This is a genomic window from Pseudohaliea sp. (assembly GCF_054552115.1).
The window spans coordinates 1-17,540 of record NZ_JBTOLW010000021.1 but is presented as its reverse complement, the minus strand read 5'-3'; the positions used below and the strand labels follow the sequence as shown (position 1 = coordinate 17,540).

At 60.1% G+C, this 17,540-nt stretch carries 15 protein-coding genes; 8 read left to right on the top strand and 7 right to left on the bottom strand.

The window, feature by feature from the left end; genetic code table 11:
- Positions 1-83 precede the first annotated feature (83 nt).
- A complete protein-coding gene (locus ACX93N_RS10980; RefSeq protein ID WP_459428462.1) occupies positions 84-2,063 on the bottom strand; it encodes an oxidoreductase in 1,980 nt (659 codons plus the stop codon).
- A gap of 179 nt (positions 2,064-2,242) precedes the next feature.
- On the opposite strand from ACX93N_RS10980, the gene ACX93N_RS10975 reads away from it, so the two are divergent.
- Complete coding sequence (locus tag ACX93N_RS10975) at positions 2,243-2,554, top strand: EthD family reductase (protein WP_459428461.1); 312 nt, start codon at positions 2,243-2,245, stop codon at positions 2,552-2,554.
- Positions 2,555-2,613: 59 nt separating this feature from the next.
- Complete coding sequence (locus ACX93N_RS10970) at positions 2,614-3,444, top strand: SDR family NAD(P)-dependent oxidoreductase (RefSeq protein ID WP_459428460.1); 831 nt, start codon at positions 2,614-2,616, stop codon at positions 3,442-3,444.
- A gap of 25 nt (positions 3,445-3,469) precedes the next feature.
- Here the strand turns inward: ACX93N_RS10970 and ACX93N_RS10965 are convergent, their stop codons facing one another.
- The 4 genes from ACX93N_RS10965 to ACX93N_RS10950 all read right to left on the bottom strand — a co-directional run bounded on the left by ACX93N_RS10965 (position 3,470) and on the right by ACX93N_RS10950 (position 8,532).
- Positions 3,470-4,687, bottom strand: coding sequence for an MFS transporter (locus tag ACX93N_RS10965; RefSeq protein ID WP_459428459.1), 1,218 nt, complete (start codon positions 4,685-4,687; stop codon positions 3,470-3,472).
- Between the two features lie 33 nt (positions 4,688-4,720).
- Complete coding sequence (locus ACX93N_RS10960; RefSeq protein WP_459428458.1) at positions 4,721-5,419, bottom strand: glutathione S-transferase family protein; 699 nt, start codon at positions 5,417-5,419, stop codon at positions 4,721-4,723.
- A complete protein-coding gene (locus tag ACX93N_RS10955; protein ID WP_459428457.1) occupies positions 5,416-6,150 on the bottom strand; it encodes a glutathione S-transferase family protein in 735 nt (244 codons plus the stop codon). Before ACX93N_RS10955 ends, ACX93N_RS10960 begins: the two co-directional genes overlap by 4 nt.
- A gap of 69 nt (positions 6,151-6,219) precedes the next feature.
- Complete coding sequence (locus ACX93N_RS10950) at positions 6,220-8,532, bottom strand: TonB-dependent receptor (RefSeq protein ID WP_459428456.1); 2,313 nt, start codon at positions 8,530-8,532, stop codon at positions 6,220-6,222.
- A gap of 184 nt (positions 8,533-8,716) precedes the next feature.
- Between ACX93N_RS10950 and ACX93N_RS10945 the strand changes: the two genes are divergently transcribed.
- The 5 genes from ACX93N_RS10945 (at position 8,717) to ACX93N_RS10925 (ending at position 12,881) form a co-directional block, all read left to right on the top strand.
- On the top strand, positions 8,717-9,907 hold the full coding sequence (locus tag ACX93N_RS10945) for a class I SAM-dependent methyltransferase (protein ID WP_459428455.1): 1,191 nt from the start codon (positions 8,717-8,719) through the stop codon (positions 9,905-9,907).
- Positions 9,908-9,909: 2 nt separating this feature from the next.
- Positions 9,910-10,251, top strand: coding sequence for a hypothetical protein (locus tag ACX93N_RS10940; RefSeq protein ID WP_459428454.1), 342 nt, complete (start codon positions 9,910-9,912; stop codon positions 10,249-10,251).
- A complete protein-coding gene (locus ACX93N_RS10935) occupies positions 10,248-10,904 on the top strand; it encodes a hypothetical protein (RefSeq protein WP_459428453.1) in 657 nt (218 codons plus the stop codon). Before ACX93N_RS10940 ends, ACX93N_RS10935 begins: the two co-directional genes overlap by 4 nt.
- Positions 10,905-10,932: 28 nt before the next feature.
- The gene (locus ACX93N_RS10930) at positions 10,933-11,760 is read left to right on the top strand and encodes a DUF4437 domain-containing protein (protein WP_459428452.1); all 828 of its coding nucleotides are present in this window, start codon (positions 10,933-10,935) and stop codon (positions 11,758-11,760) included.
- A 107-nt stretch (positions 11,761-11,867) separates the two neighbouring features.
- Entirely contained in the window at positions 11,868-12,881 is a 1,014-nt protein-coding gene (locus tag ACX93N_RS10925) for a LysR family transcriptional regulator (protein WP_459428451.1), read from the top strand.
- Positions 12,882-12,937: 56 nt separating this feature from the next.
- On the opposite strand, the gene ACX93N_RS10920 is transcribed toward ACX93N_RS10925, so the two are convergent.
- Together ACX93N_RS10920 and ACX93N_RS10915 are read right to left on the bottom strand one after the other, a co-directional pair.
- Positions 12,938-14,281, bottom strand: coding sequence for a spinster family MFS transporter (locus tag ACX93N_RS10920; protein WP_459428450.1), 1,344 nt, complete (start codon positions 14,279-14,281; stop codon positions 12,938-12,940).
- The gene (locus tag ACX93N_RS10915) at positions 14,278-14,880 is read right to left on the bottom strand and encodes a cysteine hydrolase family protein (RefSeq protein WP_459428449.1); all 603 of its coding nucleotides are present in this window, start codon (positions 14,878-14,880) and stop codon (positions 14,278-14,280) included. Before ACX93N_RS10915 ends, ACX93N_RS10920 begins: the two co-directional genes overlap by 4 nt.
- A gap of 253 nt (positions 14,881-15,133) precedes the next feature.
- Here ACX93N_RS10915 and ACX93N_RS10910 point away from each other — a divergent pair, with 253 nt between their 5' ends.
- The gene (locus tag ACX93N_RS10910) at positions 15,134-17,350 is read left to right on the top strand and encodes a TonB-dependent receptor (RefSeq protein ID WP_459428448.1); all 2,217 of its coding nucleotides are present in this window, start codon (positions 15,134-15,136) and stop codon (positions 17,348-17,350) included.
- Positions 17,351-17,540 lie beyond the last annotated feature (190 nt).

The following is a 17,540-nucleotide window of genomic DNA, read 5'->3' as shown; positions in this document are numbered from 1 at the left end:
AAGCTGGCTGGTCGAGATTCTGGCGGGCTCATGCTTCTGTACTCTTTTCTTCACCACCATTGTCTCCTTGAGCACTGAATGACTTAGAGCTCCCTCGCCACTTCATACCCCTCCCGGGTGGCCGCCAGCACGGTTCTTGGCGCCCTGCAGTCACCAATGGTGATGACTTCAATCCCCGCATCGGTCAGAGGCTTGAGTAGCCGGTCATTCGGGACCCGTGATGTCGAATAAGTGATCGAGGCGACATCCTCGAGGATGCGGGATTTGCCGTTGTAGACGTTGATAAGTTCAAGCTCCGCGGCCTCCAGTCTGCCCAGATCTGCCGGCCTGGAGCAGGTGATGATGTCCACACCCCGATCGTGGAGCCGCTGGTAGATGCCCTGCCGATTGATCAGGGATACATCGCTGGCGATGCGTTCTCTCGGTGTGACGATGGTGACTACCTCGAAGCGGTCCGTCAGCAGCTCCGCCAGCGCGTAGGTCATCTCGGTGTGGTCCTGGTCGTAAAGCACCACTCGGCCCGGCTCTCGGCCCGTGCGCGCCAGCATATCGACAGCCATGGTCCTGGCATCGGGCACGAGACCCGAATATTCGTCCGTAAGGAACGCAGGGGGTGCTGCCGTCGCGCCTGTGGCCAGAAGGACCACATCCGGTGCCAGGGCGAGAATGGCGTCTGTTTTCGCCGGCTCGCCGAGGCGCAGCTCGGCCCCATGGCGATGAGCCGTGAGCAGCTGGTAATCGTAAATCGAACTCAGGTTTTCGCCGCCGGGCAACTGGGCGTGCAAGCGCGTTTTCCCACCTACCTCAGGAGAGGCGCCCAGCAGCGTCACCCGGTGGCCCCGCTCGGCTGCGGTATGTGCTGCCTCCAGACCGGCAATGCCGCCGCCGACTACCACGATGTGCTTCCGGTACGTTGCACGTGACGATTCCGGCCTGTCTTCCCTCGGCGAACCCACGCGCGGGTTGTTGTCACATGCCAAAGCGTTCCCCTCGATGATCGAGCGCCAGCAGGTGTTGCAAGTGACACAATAGCGGATCTGTGCTTCTCGCCCCGAGGCAGCCTTGTGCCCGAAGGCGGGGTCCGTGATCAGGGGGCGCCCAAGAAAGACAATATCGGCAGTGCCGTCGTTTAGCGCCGTTTCACATTCGTTCGGGTCTGTGAGGTAGCCCAGAGCGCCAGTGGCAATGCCGGGCGCGACCTGGCGGAGTTTCCGGATAGCCCCGAGGTAGGGGTGCCTTTCACCATGCGCGTCGGGCAAGTGCCTGTATAGGCTGTTCGCGTGCGCACCCCATGCCCAGGTCCAGTAGTCGAAGTCATCGGTCTCCGTCGCGAGGTGATCCGCGATAGCGTGGGCGTCCTCGATGCCTATGCTGCCGGGGACGCCGTCGTCACCGGGAAGTTTGAGTCCGATGATGAAAGGGCGACCGCAGCTGGCTCGGATAGCGGCGATCAACTCGCGGAGGAAGCGGGCACGACCCGGGAGATCTCCGCCGAACTCGTCGTCCCGTCGATTGGCCCAGGGTGATAGAAACTGATGGAACAGGTGGCCGTGACCCGCGGATAGCTCGACCCCACTGAACCCAGCGTTCTTGAGGCGGAGACACCCCGCCGCCCAGTCGTCGATCATGCGGCGTATGTCGGCGGTCGAAAGCACTCTAGGTACGGTCCAGCTGAGGTCGTCAGGCAGGGGCGACGGGCCCACGGCGCCATCATTGCGACCGACCTCATGGCGGCCGCGGCCACCATCCTGCACCTGTCCAAGAAGACGGGAATCTTCACGCTCCACAACCTCGGCGCAGCGCTTCAGCGAATCAAGCGCCCCATCGTCCCAGGCTCTCAAGCGACTCCCAAGGCGGTTATAGGCGGTCATCGCAATCGGCTCGGTGACGATCATCGCGGTGCCACCCCGGGCGCGGCTTTGGTAGTAATTGAGGAGACGCTCGCTTGCCTCTCCGCCCTCGACATAGCGGGTAACGATGGCTGCATGAGCAAGCCGGTTCTTCAGGGTAATTCCCCCGATTTCACAAGGGCTGAACAACTTGGGGTAGGGTGTGCTGACCATTGGCAGGTGTCTTGCTCGGGGCGGATTGGAGCCGGCCGGAGGCTTTGCCAGAGGTGCCGGATCGGCGTGGTATCGAGGTTTTTACCTCGATGGTGAGGAGAATAAAAAAATAGTGTTTGAGTTGTCAAAAGAAAGTAAAAGTTTTATAAGGGACAAAGGAGAAAGTTAGGAAACCGCCTATGAAAACCCTCATCGTTCTGTTCAATCTCAAAACAGGCTGTAGCAGGGAAGAGTATGAACACTGGGCCAGGAGCGTGGATATCCCCACAGTGGAACGGCTGGAATCCTGCGACGGTTTCGAGGTGTTTCGAACCGTCGGGACTCTTGCCGGCGGGGAGGCACCTTGCGCCTATGTCGAGATTATCAGGATCAACGATTTCGCCGCGTTTGAGGCAGCTATAGCCGGCGATGAAATGCAGAAGGTCGCGGCAGAGTTTCAGGCGTTTGCCGACAGCCCGGTTTTCATGCTTTCCGAGTCGCTGGTGTCCTGACCGGTGTGATGCGTGAAGAGCGCATGCCATAAAAGTATGTTCAACAAGGGGAGTGAGCCATGAAAGGCCTTGCCGGGAAGGTGGTGTTGGTGACCGGTGCCGGGCGCCGTGGTGGACTGGGCGAGGGAATTCTTCGGCGCTTTGCCGCCGAGGGGTGCAGGCTTGTTGTCAGCGATATCGGAGAGGTGTCTGACCCGTCCCTCGATGAGCATCTGGGAACCACAAACGAGATGGAGATGGTCGCGGAGGGCTTGCGAGAAAGCGGCGTTGATGTGCTTGCAGTTGCCTGTGACGTGTGCCGGCCCGACCAGGTGGCTCGCCTGGTTGAGGAAACGCTAAAGACCTTCGGGCGCGTCGATATCCTGGTGAACAATGCCGGCATCGGCTTCGAGATGCACCACCTGCATGATCTCGATCCGGAGCAGTGGCAGCGGGTCGTCGATGTGAATCTGACCGGTGCCTTCCTCTGCACCCAGGCGGTCTCGATGGCTATGCGTGAGGCGGGTAGCGGCGGAAGAATCATCAATATCGCCAGCCAGGCTGCAAAGTCAGGCTTCCCCCATATGGCGCCCTACGTGGCCTCGAAGCATGGGCTCATTGGCCTGACTCGCTCTGCTGCTATCGACCTTGCGCCTTTCGCTATCACCGTGAACGCCATCTGTCCGAATCATGTCACCACGAAGCTCGGTGAAAAGCAGAACGCATACTTTGCCAGCTATAGCGGTCAAACGGTGGATGAGTACATGGACGCAATGCGCGGTCGCATTCCCCTTCGGCGCGTTGGTCTTCCCGAGGATACTGCTTCTGCTGCCGCTTTTCTGGCGTCGGACGATGCAGGCTTCATCACCGGAGAGGCACTCAACGTCAGCGGCGGCGAGGAAATGCACTGAGCAACGCCGCCGGGGGCTCTTGGATTCAGGACAGCGTGAGCCCTGAAGCCCGGTTTGGTAGGAAACTGGAAGAGATCAGGGCCAGACATAGCAGCGGCGCGATAAGCAGCGTGAAAGTCCACTCCCAACCCAGGGCCTCGACGACATAAGGCACCACCACTGGAAAGACCGCAAAGCCCAGAGCCAGGGGGGCGGAAGCGGTCACTGCGAGTGCGCGAGCTCGCGCAAGCACGGGGAACAGTTCGGCAATCAGCACGGGTAGTACGGCCATTGACCCGTACAGTAGAGCGGCGGTTGCCGCATACCAGGCAGTATCCCCGAGGCGGCTGCCGCTCAGCCAGGTTAGACCGAGCAGCGAAGCAACGCCGCTCGCCGTCCAAAACATGAAGACCGTGCGGCGCGTCAACAAACGCTCTCCCACGAAGGCAGCGAGCAGGTATCCTGCTATGGCGATTCCGTTGGAGAGTCCCACCAGGCTGGCTGCATCGGCTTCTGAGTAACCGCGGGTGGTGGTGAAAAAAGTTGGAAAGAAGAATGCAGAGCCCGCATAGGCGCCCCCGAAGGTGAAATGCAGCCCGATGCTCGCCAGGCTGTGACGGCGGTACTGGGGCGTGAACAGTGTTCTCATAGGGATCTCTCGCCGGGCACCTGCCTCCCGACGTGGTGCATCGGCAGCGTTTCTGAGCAACCAGTAGAAAGCCGCCGCGACTGGCATGACAAGAAAGGCGGCGAAGAACATTGAGCGCCAACCATGGATAGCCAGCAGCGGTGCGGCAAAACCGGATGCCAGAAACCAGCCGAGGGGGTAGCCGCATTGCAGTACGCCCATGGCGAGCCCGCGTCGCCGCGGACTCACGTTTTCGACCACATAGGCATTGGTGATCGGTGAGAGTAAGCCGCTGAGGCCGAACCCCAGGGACCTGAACAGCGTCAGGAGAAAAATCCCCCCTGCAAGTCCCTGTAGACCGACGAAAAACGCTGACAGGCCCAGGAAAAGACTAAGCGTCGGAGCCCGCCCGTAGCGGTCGGGGAGGTGCCCTGCAGCAACAAGGAGGATGGAGGCAAAGAGAAATGACAGGGTCATGATGACCCCGACGGCCTTCAGTGGCAGGTCGAATTCAGCGAGGATCCCCGGAATTGCGTAGCCGAAGAACGCCTGGTCCATGTTTGTAAAGGTCCAGGCGAGAAAGCTGACCACAAGAATCTTTCTGTTCCCCCGTCCGTCCCGGGGATGGTCATTCATCGGTGTCCGGTCCGCAGTACTTGCAAACTGCGGTCATTGTCTGAACTGCTTATTGCCGAACATGTTGTCGTAAGTTTCCCGGGTTGGATTCCCTATGCGCATGTCGTCTCTCAGCACTGCGATGCCTCGCTGCACGCCAGGCCTCTGGGAAATATCCTGATTCCAGCGCGCCACGTTAGGGTATTCCGCTAGGTCTATGCGATGCATTTCGACTTGGCGCGGCATTGTCCAGGGGTAGGTTGCGATATCGGCAAGGGAGTAGCTCTCACCCGCAAGGTAAGGCCTCTCACCAAGGCGACGGTCCAGAACGCCGTAGATCTGCCGAGTGATCTTGTGGTATCGCTCTCGCGCCAAAGGCACATCCTCAGGGCAGTAACCCTGGAAGTAACCGTTCTGCCCGAACATCGGCCCGACGTTTCCCATCTGGAACATGAGCCACTGCAGGACGTCATGTCGCTTTCTGGTGTCATCGGGCCAGAATTTTCCCGTTTTTTCGGCGAGGTACATGAGAATGGCGCCCGATTCGAACACGCTGTAGGGCTTTCCTCCCGGGCCATCGTCATCCACGATCGCTGGAATACGATTATTCGGGCTGATCGACAGAAAGGCGGGTTCGTGCTGCTCACCTTTAAGAACGTTGACCGGGTGGGTTTCGTAGGCTATCCCGATCTCTTCCAGCATTATGGCTGTCTTGTGGCCATTTGGCGTTGGCCAGTAATAGTGGTGGATCATCCCTGGCGCCCCTGGGCCGCGAGGACCTCCTCGACATTCTTGCGGAGAAACTCGGCAGAGTCGTCGCCCTCAAACGGCCGCTGGTAATGTGCCTTTACCGATGGCCTCTCCAGCGCTTCTTTCCACCAGCTCTGGAGATTGGGGCGGTTCTCGAAGCAGTCGAAGTCGGGGTAGAGGGGATCCTTGGCGTCGTAGAATCTCGTCCTGAAGTCCATGTAGCTGATGGCGTGCAGCATAGAGGCCTGACCGATGTCGAAGCGCTTGAAGCCCTTTGCGCATGAGCTTTCCAGGCGGTCGAGGCCGCGAATGATTTTTGGCCAGATCCATTCGAAGACCCCGATACGTTGTTCGGCTTCCGGTTGCCAGCCTTCCATGACCAGTACCACGGTGGTTTCAAAGATCGTATCGCCGAGCGCGAGCCGCGTTATCGCATCCCAGCGCTCGGGACCCTCAGGCGGGTAGAGGCGCGACTCGCTTTTTCCCAGGCTGTCGAGGCATTCCACGATGGCCTGGCTTCCGTACACGACCTGGCCATCATCCAGGGCCAGGGTTGGCACCTTGTCCAACGGATTCAGCTCCGCAATGCTGTAGCGCTCACCCTGATCCTCTCCCTGCAGGTTCTTGTAGGGGTAGGTGGGTACAAACGTGATCTGATCCCACAGGCCGGCTTCGTGGGCGGTGACGAGAACCTTGTGGATAAATGTGTGGAAGGGGGAATAGAACAATTTCATTGGTGAAACCCTTGGTCAATGCTGCTGATATGAAAGCGAGGGGCCTGCGCCCCCCGGTGCTCATCGGTATCAGAAACGATACTGCACTCGCAGATTCCAGCGCAGGGGTTGAGCCGGGTAGAGCATGTTGAAGAGGTTCTGGTTGAACCAGACTTCATCGGTGCAGTTGCGGCACTCTGCAATCAATGACAGCGTGTCGGCCGCGTTGGTCCACCGCAGTTGGGCGTTCAGTAGTGTCTGCTCGTCGATGGAGGCTTCCGGGTCATTTGAGGGTGACATTTCGAAGTCCGAGGTGTACTTCACATCGGCTGTAAAATTTAGCGTAGATCCTCCGGGGAGCGGAATGCCTGAGTTCACCCCGAGCTGTGCAGTCACGTCAGGGGTCCGTTGTAGCTCCGGACCGATGCCGGCGGCCACGGCGTTGGCGGTCAGGTCCTCGTAACCTGCATCCATGAGTCCCAGGTTGAGGAAAACATCGAAGCGGTCGCTGAGTGCAAAGACCGACTCGAGTTCAAGCCCGTCGACCCGGGCATCACCGGAATTCAGGGTCAGGAAGGTGGAACTGCCCGGAAACACCGAAGGAACCTGGAACTCGCTGTAATCCGCCCTGAAAAGGGTCGCATTCGTGCGCAGACGGCCATTCAGGGCATCGCTGCGCATGCCGACTTCCCAGGACTCGACAAACTCCGGGCCGAAGTTCTGCATTTCGATCGCACTCGTGCCGCGTGCGTTCCAGCCACCAGATTTGAAACCCTCCGTGTAGGAGGCATAAAACATCAGGTCATCATGTACATCAAGGTAGAGCGCCGCGCGCGGGGTAAACTCATCCACCTGTTGCTCGAGCGGAATGCCGAGGGCCTCCATTTGCGCCGAGTTGAACGGCACGGGTGAGAATGTGGCAAAATCCAGCGAGAAGCCATCAAGAGCGAATGTCTTCTCCTCGTCGGTGTAGCGCATACCCAACTGCAGCGTAAGCTGATCCGTGATTGCATAATCTCCTTGCACATACACCGCAACATTCTCGGTCGTGTTTTCCATCGGAGAGCGATAGGCAAGCGTCGCGGGAATGGTTACCCCGCCTCCTACTGGCAGGTTGACCGTGTCTGCGTACCGGGTCTTGTTGTCTTCGTCCATGTAGTAGAGACCAGCGACGTAACTCAAGCGTCCATCAAAGGCCTCGGACTGCCATTTCACTTCCTGGCTGAACTGCTCATGATTGCCGCCATTGGAAATATAGAAGTTGGCTCCGAAGGCTCCGCCGAAGATGGGTTGATCGGTATTGCCCAGGATGTCGAGGTTGAAGTTGTGATCGACGTCGTAATAGCCTGTGATGAAGTTCAGGGTCCCGGCGTCCGTCGACCAGGCCAGGTTTGAAATGAACAAGGACGACTCCGAACGGTTGAACTGGCAGCCCTGTCCGGGCCAGCTGTTCGGTTCGCCGGAGGGTTCACAATTGTTCTCCATGGTACGGAGCGTTTGCAGATCTCCAGTGGCCGGGATAGGCAGTGGCTGGAAGGTCGCCGGATCGACCACGCCTGGCGGCCCTACCAGTGTGCCCGCCGCATCTATGTACTGCCCGGAAAGGTCCCAGGTGAGCGAATCGGTTGGCCGCCAGCGCAACGCTGCACGGGTGCCCCAGGCATCTTCGGCATTGTAGGTTTCGCTGTTCAGCTGGTTGTCCATGAATCCGTCATCTTCGACCTTGAAGGCGCTGAGCATGACGGCAGATTTTTCGCTGACCGGTATGTTGACCATGCCATTGGCGCTGATTCGGTCGAAGCGCCCATAGCCCACCTCCGCCTTGCCATGGAAGTCCTGCGTCGGCTTCTTGGTCACAAGGTGAATGGCACCACCGGTAGTGTTGCGGCCAAAAAGCGTACCCTGCGGTCCGCGCAGTATTTCGACCCGCTCCACCGCAGAAAGGTTTACCTGATTCGCGTTCTGGCGGGAGAGGTACACTTCGTCGATGTAGGTACCTACTGGAAGATCAAAGGTGGCGATTGACTCGGTGCTGCCGACACCGCGTAGAAAATACAGAACGGAAGTTGAAAGGCCGACCGTATTTGCCGCCACCATGTTCGGTACGGAGCGGGATACATCGATGCTATTGAGCATCTGCATTGAATCCAGCTGGTCTTCCGACAGCGATGTGACGCTCAGGGGAATGTCTTGGAGGTTTTCGCTCTTGCGCTGTGCTGTAACGACCACTTCTTCCAGCGCCTGGGCGTGGGCACCCTGGCTTGTGAGAAGCGAGGTGCCTGCCAACAACGAAAGCAGGTAACAACTGGTAGCGACGGAGCCTTTTGACCAGCTGCCAGCTACGAGCGGAACGGGCTTGCTCGTCGGACTATTGGAAGTCCGGGCGGTGGCTGAAACTGCCATGTTAGTCGACCGGTTTAGCATTATTCGAAATCCTCCCTGGCTACTCGCGGGCCTCGCAGGGCCTCCAATTGGACCGAGTAATGAAACAAATACTAGTGTTTGAGGCTGGATGTCAAACTTTTTCTTTTGTATGATCGCACTACCATAAGCCAGCACAGCACGGTCAATCCGGCAGGAGGTAGCTATGCCAACCCCGCTCAAACACGATCTCTTCGTTAAAGGCTCGCGCGAGCAGGCCGCACGGCAGGACTTCGTGTCGTCGCTGCGCGGATTCATTCTGAATGACGTGGCAACCGCCATGCGTGAACGCTACAACGGTGCCGTTGCACCGAGGCTGGCGTCAGCCGGAAATGTGCCCGAGACGGGGCCAGATGTTCACGAAGCAATGCGCGACGAGTCGCTATTCCGGTTCTACTCGAGTATGCGGTACAACGCTCAGGAAATGGTCTGGCGCTCTGTCCTGCGCCCGCTGGCAGAAAACCGGGATGACCTGGGAGAGCGTATTGACGCAGCCACCTCGTCAGGGGCCGGTGGCACTTTGGAGCTAGATGATGGGCTGCCAATCCCTCGGAATGTCACCGCGATAGATGTTCACCTGGCCCCGGGCTCGTATCACCGCGAGGACCCTGATGCGCCCTGGATGGGGGGCGCAGCCTATGATCATGGCTTCAATGTCTTTTCCTTTGGAATGATGGGGGACAACCACGACGATATTGGTCAGTCCATGTCCCAGTACATTCGCCACAGCTATCCCGACTTCGCGCCTGCGTCGGTGCTCGACCTTGGCTGTACTATCGGGCACAACACCTGTGCCTGGAAACGCACCTTTCCGGAAGCGGAAGTGACCGGCATCGACGTGGCGCCTGCTTGCCTGCGTTACGGGCATGCTCGTGCGGAACGCCAGGGCGTATCGGTACATTTCCGCCAGGCGAACGCTACAGCCTTGCCCTTTGAGGATAACAGTTTCGACGTGGTTTTCTCGTCGATGTTTCTACATGAGCTCTCGCTCAAGGATATTCGGCGCGTCTTTGCAGAAGCTCGGCGTGTCCTGCGCCCAGGCGGACTCATGCTCCACATGGAACTTCCACCGAATGGCAGCCTCGACCCCTACGATGCTTTCTACCTGGACTGGGATGCTTATTACAACAATGAGCCCTTTTACAAGACGTTTCGGGACCAGGATTTCGTGGCTCTTCGTGAAGAGGCCGGCTTCCCGGCAGAAACGCATTTCGAGTTCATCACACCGCAGTACTCTACGCTCAGTGATGAAGCCTACTCGGAGGCGTTGCGGCAAGAGACCGGCTTCAGCGACCGGACTGGCCGACTCGCCGAGGGAATCCAGTGGTTCGGATTTGGTGCCTGGAAGGAGAACTGAGCATGACCGAGAGGACACAAGCCCTGGATACGCGAGGGTCACGCCCTGCTTTTTTCTCCAGCCCTGACCTTGATGCGATGATGACGGCGCTCCTTGAGACCATGAGCCAGCTCTGGGCCACTCGGGACTATGCGCGCGCGTTGGAAAAGTTACTGGTGGAGAAAGGTGTGCTTGGCGAAGGTGAGCTCGACGCCATGGATTGGACTGCCGAGGAGAACTTGCGGAACCACGCCGCGCGCGAAGCGTTTTTCGCTGATGCATTCCGGGCCATTGGTGCCGATTTCCAGGGTGCGAGGCAACGCACTGCGGAGATCGATGAACACGCATCGGGCGCTGGCGAATGACGTTTTACGATGTCGCTCTCGTGGTACATGTGCTCGGGTGGGTATTCTGGCTTGGTACCGATGTGGGTGTCTTTCTCGGGGCTCGCTATGCAGAGCGTTCCGATCTCTCCGTGGAGACACGGTTAACCGTACTCGAAGTCGGCATGATGCTCGACCGAGCGCCCCGCTTCGCGGTGCCAGTCGTCTGGTTCACCGGGGTGCTCCTGTCGCGTGGTCTTGGCTACGATGGGATAACGCTCATTCCGGCTGGCGTGTTTGCCGTTGTCTGGTTGCTGATCACCTGGGCGGTAATCTTCCTTGCGCCAGATACGGCCGCACATCGCACTGCGCTTATCGGGCAGACAGTCTTTTATCTGGTCGTCATCTTCGGCATGGGCGCAGGGTCCCTTTGGTTGCTTTCCTCAGGCGCCATTCCATTGTGGCTGGCCCTAAAATGGCTCGGCTTTGTGCTTGTCGGAATCGCCGCTCTGCTGCTGGAGAGGATGTTCAAACCGGTAGCTGCCCTGTTTCAGCAGCTTGCGTCAGAAGGCGCCAACCGGGAACTGGATGCGCGTATCTCATCAACGCTTAGACCCGTCTACCCCGTCGTACTGGCCATTTATGCGGGCACTTTGATCGCAGGGATAAGCGGATTGCTGAAGCCGGTCTGGTGAGCTATCCGCCGGTTAAGGAGTGGCTACCATGGCTCGTGAACATATCGAATATATCCAGTCCCAGGAACTCATATGGCGAAGCTGTGAATGGCCCTACCCAGGCATGGCAGCCGATGTAAAGGTTCTGTCTCAAGATGATGAGACGGGCGCGTGCAGCGTCCTGCTGCGGCTCCCGGCAGGCTGGCAAAGCCCTCTGCGGGCACTTTCGGTCGACGAGGAGCTGCTGGTGCTGGATGGCGCCATTACCCTGGGTGACTATGACTTGGCACAGGATTGCTATGCCTGGTTGCCGGGAGGGTCACACCGCGAAACCATGGCTAGCGCAGAAGGGGCGGTAATTCTCGCCTTCTACTCGGGGATGCCCCTGGCAGGAGAACGTTCGCCGCATGGCCGGCCACGAGTTCTGGATGCTTTCGCGATGCCCTGGTCCAGTGAAGGAATGGACCCGGTCTATGGCGATGCCGGCATGCGCTGGAAGATTCTCCGTCACGATCCTGAAACAGAAGACCTGTCGATGCTGGTCATGGCACCGCCACACCTTGTGCCGCCGCACTGGTCGGGTCCGCAGGAACAACATGACTGTTTCGAGGAAGCATTTGTCCTATCGGGTGACTTCCTGAGCCCGATCGGGATCATGCGGGCGGGCGCCTATTTCTGGCGGCCGCCGCATATCCTGCATGGCCCTTATGGCACGCGTGGGGGGAACCTGTCATTTATCCGCACCCTGGGCGGAGTCCTGGAGAACAACTGGACGGATCGGGAGGTGACCCTTGACCGCACGCCGGAGCGCAGCGTCGAACTGCCGCCACGGGTCGCCCGGGCATTGAGCGGCTATGACCCTCCGGTTCCCTATTGACTGCTAACGCCTCCGCGCCTGCGAGTCAGTTTGCGGGTCGGCTCGTCGAGTATATTCTCTTATTGTATGCAGGACCGCTTTGGGTAGACTAAGGCACCTCGCCCGGGATGGTCGAGGCGCGAAATGAGCATTGTGGGGGACGGGAGATAAACAGGAAGGAACGGAATCCCACGCTGGATATCAGTTACAAGGAACTGGAGCGTTTCGTAGCGGTGCTTGAGCGTGGTGGCCTGGCCGAGGCGTCGAAAGTTCTCGGCATCACCCAGCAGGCCCTTGGTCGGAGTATCACCAAGCTCGAGCAGATTGTAGGGGTCAAACTCGTGAATCGAGGGCAGGGAAGCCAGACGACCCCGACGATTTATGGTGATGCTTTCCTGCAGTATGCGAGAAGCCAGCTGAATGGCATTGAACTGGCAGTGCATCACGTGCAGGCGCTACAGGGCGCGCGGGCGGGCAAGGTCGCCATCGGTATTGGTGAGATCTGCGACATCGGTGTGGTTGCAGCAGCGGTGCGCCATTTCCACCATCAGCGGCCTGATGTAGAGATCTCGCTACTCGAAGACTATTCCGAGACGCTGTTGAATCAGCTGATCGAGGGTGAGCTCGACTTTGTACTTGGGGCAATCGGGCCAGCTGAGGCCTCTCCGCGCGGTGTCGTCAGCGAGTTCCTCTACAGCCTCAATGACATTGTCGTTGCCCGCGCCCAACACCCTGCGGTCAAACTCAAGCGACCAACGCTGAAAGATCTGCAACCCTACACCTGGCTGGTCGCCCGGCGCCGGCCCAGTGACTGGCAGATCATCAGGGAAGCGTTCATTGCCGAAGGCCTTGATCCACCGACCAAGATCATTCGAACTGACGCGGCCATGGTGGGTGCTCAGTTGATGCTATCGGACGACTTTCTGTTCATGATTTCTCCTGCCATGGCCACCCGCAGCTACGATGGCATAACCCATCCGATGCTGAAACGTGTAAGGGTGGGTCAGCCTACCACCACCCGCCGCGCGGGACTGATGACAGTCCGGGGGCGGCGTCTCAGCCCGGCAGCGACGGCGCTGATGGATGACATCCGGCTTCTCCTGCGCGCCGGCGGTCCCCCGGGGGAACCTTCCGGCTCCTGAGCGTCACCCGCCTTGGCCTCACCCTGCGGCGCTGGGAGCCGTTGTGACGCCGGCGGCTATCCTGCTGTGGCTGTGGCCCGGCCCACCAGCTGCCGGAAACGCGGTAGCGTCAAGGCGAGGATTGCCGCGCCCAGGGGAACGACCACGAGGGAGACGATGCTCATTGCGTTGCCGAGGAACGCCTTGCCGCCCAGGAGATGGTCGCTGACAGCGGCAATGGCCAGGGGGCCGAGGCCGATTCCGATCAGGTTCAGGGTCAATAGGTAGATGGCCGACAGGCGGGCGCGCAGATCATGGGGAGCCATGACCTGAAGTGCCGCGGCGGCGGCCCCGTAAGGGAAGCTCGAAAAGAAGAAAAAGACCGCGTACATGGCAATACTGGTACCGAAGCCCGGCATCTGCGGTGCCAGGACGCAGGCCGGGAGCAGGCCTGCGGCCGCAATGACCCCGGCGCGCATGTTGGCGTCGGCATAGCCACGCCGGGCCAGTCGGTCGGCGACCATGCCTCCGACGATGATGCCGGTGCCCCCGAAGAGAAAGATGACCAGCCCGAGTGCCCGCCCCGCCTCTCCTGCACCGACAGCAAAGTCCCGAATGAGCTGGGTTGGCGCCCACGCAACGTAGCCATTGAAGACAACAGCAAGGAGGGAGAAGCCCAGGAAGTGCCCCCCGACGACCCGCCGGTTCTCGACCATGTAGCGCCACAGCCCCGGTAGCACGCCGGGTTTCGCGCCCGGTACGAGTGACTTCCGCCGGGGCTCGGGGACCGTGAGCATGAGCAGGGCGAAGAGGGCGCCGGGAATACCGACCATGAAGAACACCGCCTGCCAGGAGCGGATAGCGCCCACTAGCGGCAGTTCCAGGGAGCGAACGCTGTCCAGGGCGCCGATGATGGCGCCGCCGAGCATGAACGCGATGCCCGCGCCGAAGAAAACCCCGGAGGAGTAAACGCCCAGTGCGCGTCCGAGGCTCCGTGGCGGAAACATGTCGGCGATCATGGAGTAGGCGGCCGGCGACAGGGCCGCCTCGCCGATACCGACGCCCACACGGGCCAGGAACAGGTGCCAGAAATTGCGCGCGACCCCGCAGGCTGCGGTCATGAAGCTCCAAAGCACCATGCCGGTCAGGATTATCCAGCGTCGCGAGTAGCGGTCCGAGAGGCGGGCGATCGGTATCCCGAGGGCCGCATAAAACAGGGCAAAGGCAATACCGTGGAGGAGCCCCATGAGCGTGTCGGAAATGCCGAGATCCCGCTGGATGGGGCCGACGAGCAAGGCCAGGATCGTGCGGTCGATGAACGCAATCGTGTACGCCACGAGCAGGATGCCGATGGAGTACCAGGCGATACCCGCGGGAGGATAATCGCTGCCATGCTGCTCGCCCGCGGCCGCCTCGCTCACGAGAGGCCGTTCCGGAAGGCGTCGATGCTGATCACGTCGGCGAAGAGCATGTCCATGGTTCGCAGGGAGACGGCATGCCGCTCCGGATCGAGCTCGGCGCAGCCATCGGCCACTACGAACACCTGCATGTCCCGGTGGCTGGCATCGCGGACCGTGCTTTCAACACAGCAGTTGGTGGTAACGCCGCAGACAACGAGCTGTTCAGCGCCCGCTGCGGCCAGCCGGGATGCGAAATCCGTCCCGTAGAAGGCGCTGGGACGGTTCTTGTCGATAACCTGTTCGCCGGCCAGGGGTGCGAGTTCCGGGACGATCTCGGCGTCGGCCGAGCCCGCCTGCAGGGCATTGACTTCCGCGAGCTCCGGCATCAGGTGCTCGATCATCACGCCGCCGTCGGCGTAGTCGTCTGCGTATACGTAGCGGGTGAAGAAAATGGGCAGGCCAGCCTGCCGCGCCGCCTCCAGCACTTCCGCGCAGGGCGTGATGGCCGCCTGGCAGGCGCTCGTGTCGAGACCGATAGCCGCGACCTTTCCCTCCGGTTTACAGAAGCTGACCTGCATGTCGATTACCACCAGTGCTGCGTTGTCGTTGTCCAGTTCCATGAAAAGCCCCGCTTCCTGAAAAGGTTGGCAGTGTAGGTATTGCGTCGCTGGATGGCGAATCGTGGTTCATATACATGAAAGACCCGTTTACATACCTGTATCCAGTAGTATGGTTGCTCGCAGGGGGGACCATGGCACCGCGTCACCGAGACAATCTCGACCGTCGGCATTCCGGAACAATGCGACGCAGTGCCAGGGCTGCCAGAGCCACCTGAGAAGAACAGTCACCGTGGTAACCAGTCGGAGAATCACCATGAAAGCCAAGCATATCCTCGCTAGTTCCGTCGCAGCGGCTGTTGCTCTGCCCGCCTTCAATCCCCAGGCCCTGGCGCAAGCGGCCGGCGGGGACAAGCCTGCTGTTCTCGAGGAACTGGTCGTCACGGCACAGCGGCGCTCGGGGGACCTGCAGCAGGTTCCCATCGCGGTAACCGCGCTCGACGAAGCGAGTATGGAGCGCCGCCAGATCCTCTCCACAGAGGATATCTTCACCGAGGTACCCGGTCTCATCGGCTCCAACAACGTCGGCCAGAACACCGCCGTCACTTTCTTCCTCCGTGGTATCGGTACGACCGAGTCGATCGTCACCGTGGACCCCGCTGTCGGTGTGTATGTCGATGACGTGTACATCGCGCGCCAGGGCGTGAACAACTTCGCTCTTTATGACCTGGAGCGTATCGAGGTCCTGCGCGGGCCCCAGGGCACGCTCTACGGGCGTAACTCCTCTGCCGGTGCGGTCAAGGTCATCACCAAGGAGCCCGAGTTCGAGACCACCGGGCGGATCAGCGCCGGTGTCGGCAACTATGGTCAGTGGTTCGCGCGCGGCAGCTTCAACACGGCCATCGTCGAGGACAAGCTGGCGGTGCGCGTGAATTACATGGAGCAGGAGGACGATGGTTACTCCGACAACCTGACTCTCGGCCGGGACGTGAACAAGACTGATTTCATGGGCTGGCGCGTGGCTGCACTGTGGCAGGCGTCGGACACGCTCCGCTTCATCGCCGCGGCTGACTACATGGAGGATGACAGCGACTCGGTCTACCCGGCCAACCTCGCCCCGCTGCCCTCCGAACCTCCCTTCATCGGGCTGTTTGATCTTTACTCGGACACGGAGCAGCGCAACCTCGGCGAAGCATCAGGCTATTCGCTTACTGCTTTCTGGGATATCGGTCCGGACACAACGCTGAAATCCATTACCGCGGTGCGGGAGACGATCCAGGTCTACAATCTCGACCTGTCCGACAGCGTGACGCCGATCTACGAGCTCTTCACCGACAACGACTCGGACCAGATCAGCCAGGAATTCAACCTCTCCGGTTCCTTCGATGAGGGTCGCTTCGAGTACACCTCCGGACTGTTCTACTTCAAGGAGGAGAGCGATGCGATCCTGGGCAACGAGTTCAATCTTCGTGTGCCGGGCGAAGGTGGTTTCGTAACGGCTCCTCCGCTGTATTTCGAGCAGCACCTGCAGACCGACTCGGAGAGTTACGCCGTTTACGGTGAACTCACCTGGAATCTTAGCGCGGACGTCTCGGTGTTCCTCGGTGGACGCTACACGACCGAAGAGAAGAACATCGACGTGCAGTTCTACACGGCCCCGGCACCGGGCAACTTCCCGGCGCTTCCCGCCGATCGAATCCAGCTGTTCGATACCGGCGTCGTCGAAAGTCTAGGTACACCGACGGACATCGAGTTTGACGAGTTCACGCCGCGGATCGGCATCGACTGGTCGCCCAGCGATGACCTGAATCTCTACGCCAGCTACTCACGGGGTTTCAAGTCGGGCGGCTGGCTTGCCCGCCTCGTGTTCCCGAATCCGGAGGAGCTGACCGACTTTCCCGCGGAAATCGTGGATTCCTATGAGGTCGGCCTGAAGAGCCAGCTGTTCGACAATCGTGTGCGAGCAAACGTCGCGATGTTCTATACGGACTTTCAGGATCTCTTCAACACCTTTACCAACGTCAACGGTGGTTTTTCCGGTGCGACGACCGACGCGGAAATCTACGGGCTTGAAGCTGAGGGCACCTATCGCGTCAACAGCGTGCTCGACCTGTATGCGAACTTCGCGCTCATGGACGGCGAATATGCCGACGACCTGCCCCCGGGGCTGGATAGCGTGCTCGGCGACGACCTGCAGCGACTGCCGGGCTTCCAGGGCAAGGTGGGTGTTTCGGCGATCTATCCTCTCGGCTCCGGGAACGGGTCGCTCATTGCCAACTTCGACTACAGCATGATCGGGGATCATTACCTGACGATCACTAACGCACCGATTTCCGAGTCGTCCTACGACATTGCCAACGCCACCGTCGGCTGGGAAAGCGAGAACCAGAAGTACAAGGTGCTGCTGCGCTGTCGGAACTGCTTTGACGAGGAGTATTTCCACAGTCTGCTGGACTTTTCCGGGCTCGGCTTTGCGCCCGCCTACCCCGGGCAGCCGCGTTTCTACACGCTGGAGCTGGAGGCATCCCTCTAGGGGGGGTGCAGCGCTCCCCGCGGAGGACCGGACAGATGGCCGCGTTGCACGGTACGGAAAGTGTTTATCAGTTGGCGTTTGTCGTCGAGGACCTGGAGCGCGCCGCGGCCGCCTGGGGTCGCCACGGCGCGGGGCCCTTCTCCCTCTTTTCTTACTTCCCGTTTTCGGAAATGGTCCAACCCGCGGGCTC

Coding starts and splice junctions, on each gene's coding strand:
- ACX93N_RS10945 (WP_459428455.1), top strand. CDS start 8,717: ATGCCAACCCCGCTCAAACACGATCTCTTCGTTAAAGGCTCGCGCGAG.
- ACX93N_RS10970 (WP_459428460.1), top strand. CDS start 2,614: ATGAAAGGCCTTGCCGGGAAGGTGGTGTTGGTGACCGGTGCCGGGCGC.
- ACX93N_RS10955 (WP_459428457.1), bottom strand. CDS start 6,150: ATGAAATTGTTCTATTCCCCCTTCCACACATTTATCCACAAGGTTCTC.
- ACX93N_RS10930 (WP_459428452.1), top strand. CDS start 10,933: ATGGCTCGTGAACATATCGAATATATCCAGTCCCAGGAACTCATATGG.
- ACX93N_RS10980 (WP_459428462.1), bottom strand. CDS start 2,063: ATGGTCAGCACACCCTACCCCAAGTTGTTCAGCCCTTGTGAAATCGGG.
- ACX93N_RS10925 (WP_459428451.1), top strand. CDS start 11,868: ATGGTCGAGGCGCGAAATGAGCATTGTGGGGGACGGGAGATAAACAGG.
- ACX93N_RS10910 (WP_459428448.1), top strand. CDS start 15,134: ATGAAAGCCAAGCATATCCTCGCTAGTTCCGTCGCAGCGGCTGTTGCT.
- ACX93N_RS10965 (WP_459428459.1), bottom strand. CDS start 4,687: ATGAATGACCATCCCCGGGACGGACGGGGGAACAGAAAGATTCTTGTG.
- ACX93N_RS10960 (WP_459428458.1), bottom strand. CDS start 5,419: ATGATCCACCACTATTACTGGCCAACGCCAAATGGCCACAAGACAGCC.
- ACX93N_RS10935 (WP_459428453.1), top strand. CDS start 10,248: ATGACGTTTTACGATGTCGCTCTCGTGGTACATGTGCTCGGGTGGGTA.
- ACX93N_RS10950 (WP_459428456.1), bottom strand. CDS start 8,532: ATGGCAGTTTCAGCCACCGCCCGGACTTCCAATAGTCCGACGAGCAAG.
- ACX93N_RS10975 (WP_459428461.1), top strand. CDS start 2,243: ATGAAAACCCTCATCGTTCTGTTCAATCTCAAAACAGGCTGTAGCAGG.
- ACX93N_RS10940 (WP_459428454.1), top strand. CDS start 9,910: ATGACCGAGAGGACACAAGCCCTGGATACGCGAGGGTCACGCCCTGCT.
- ACX93N_RS10915 (WP_459428449.1), bottom strand. CDS start 14,880: ATGGAACTGGACAACGACAACGCAGCACTGGTGGTAATCGACATGCAG.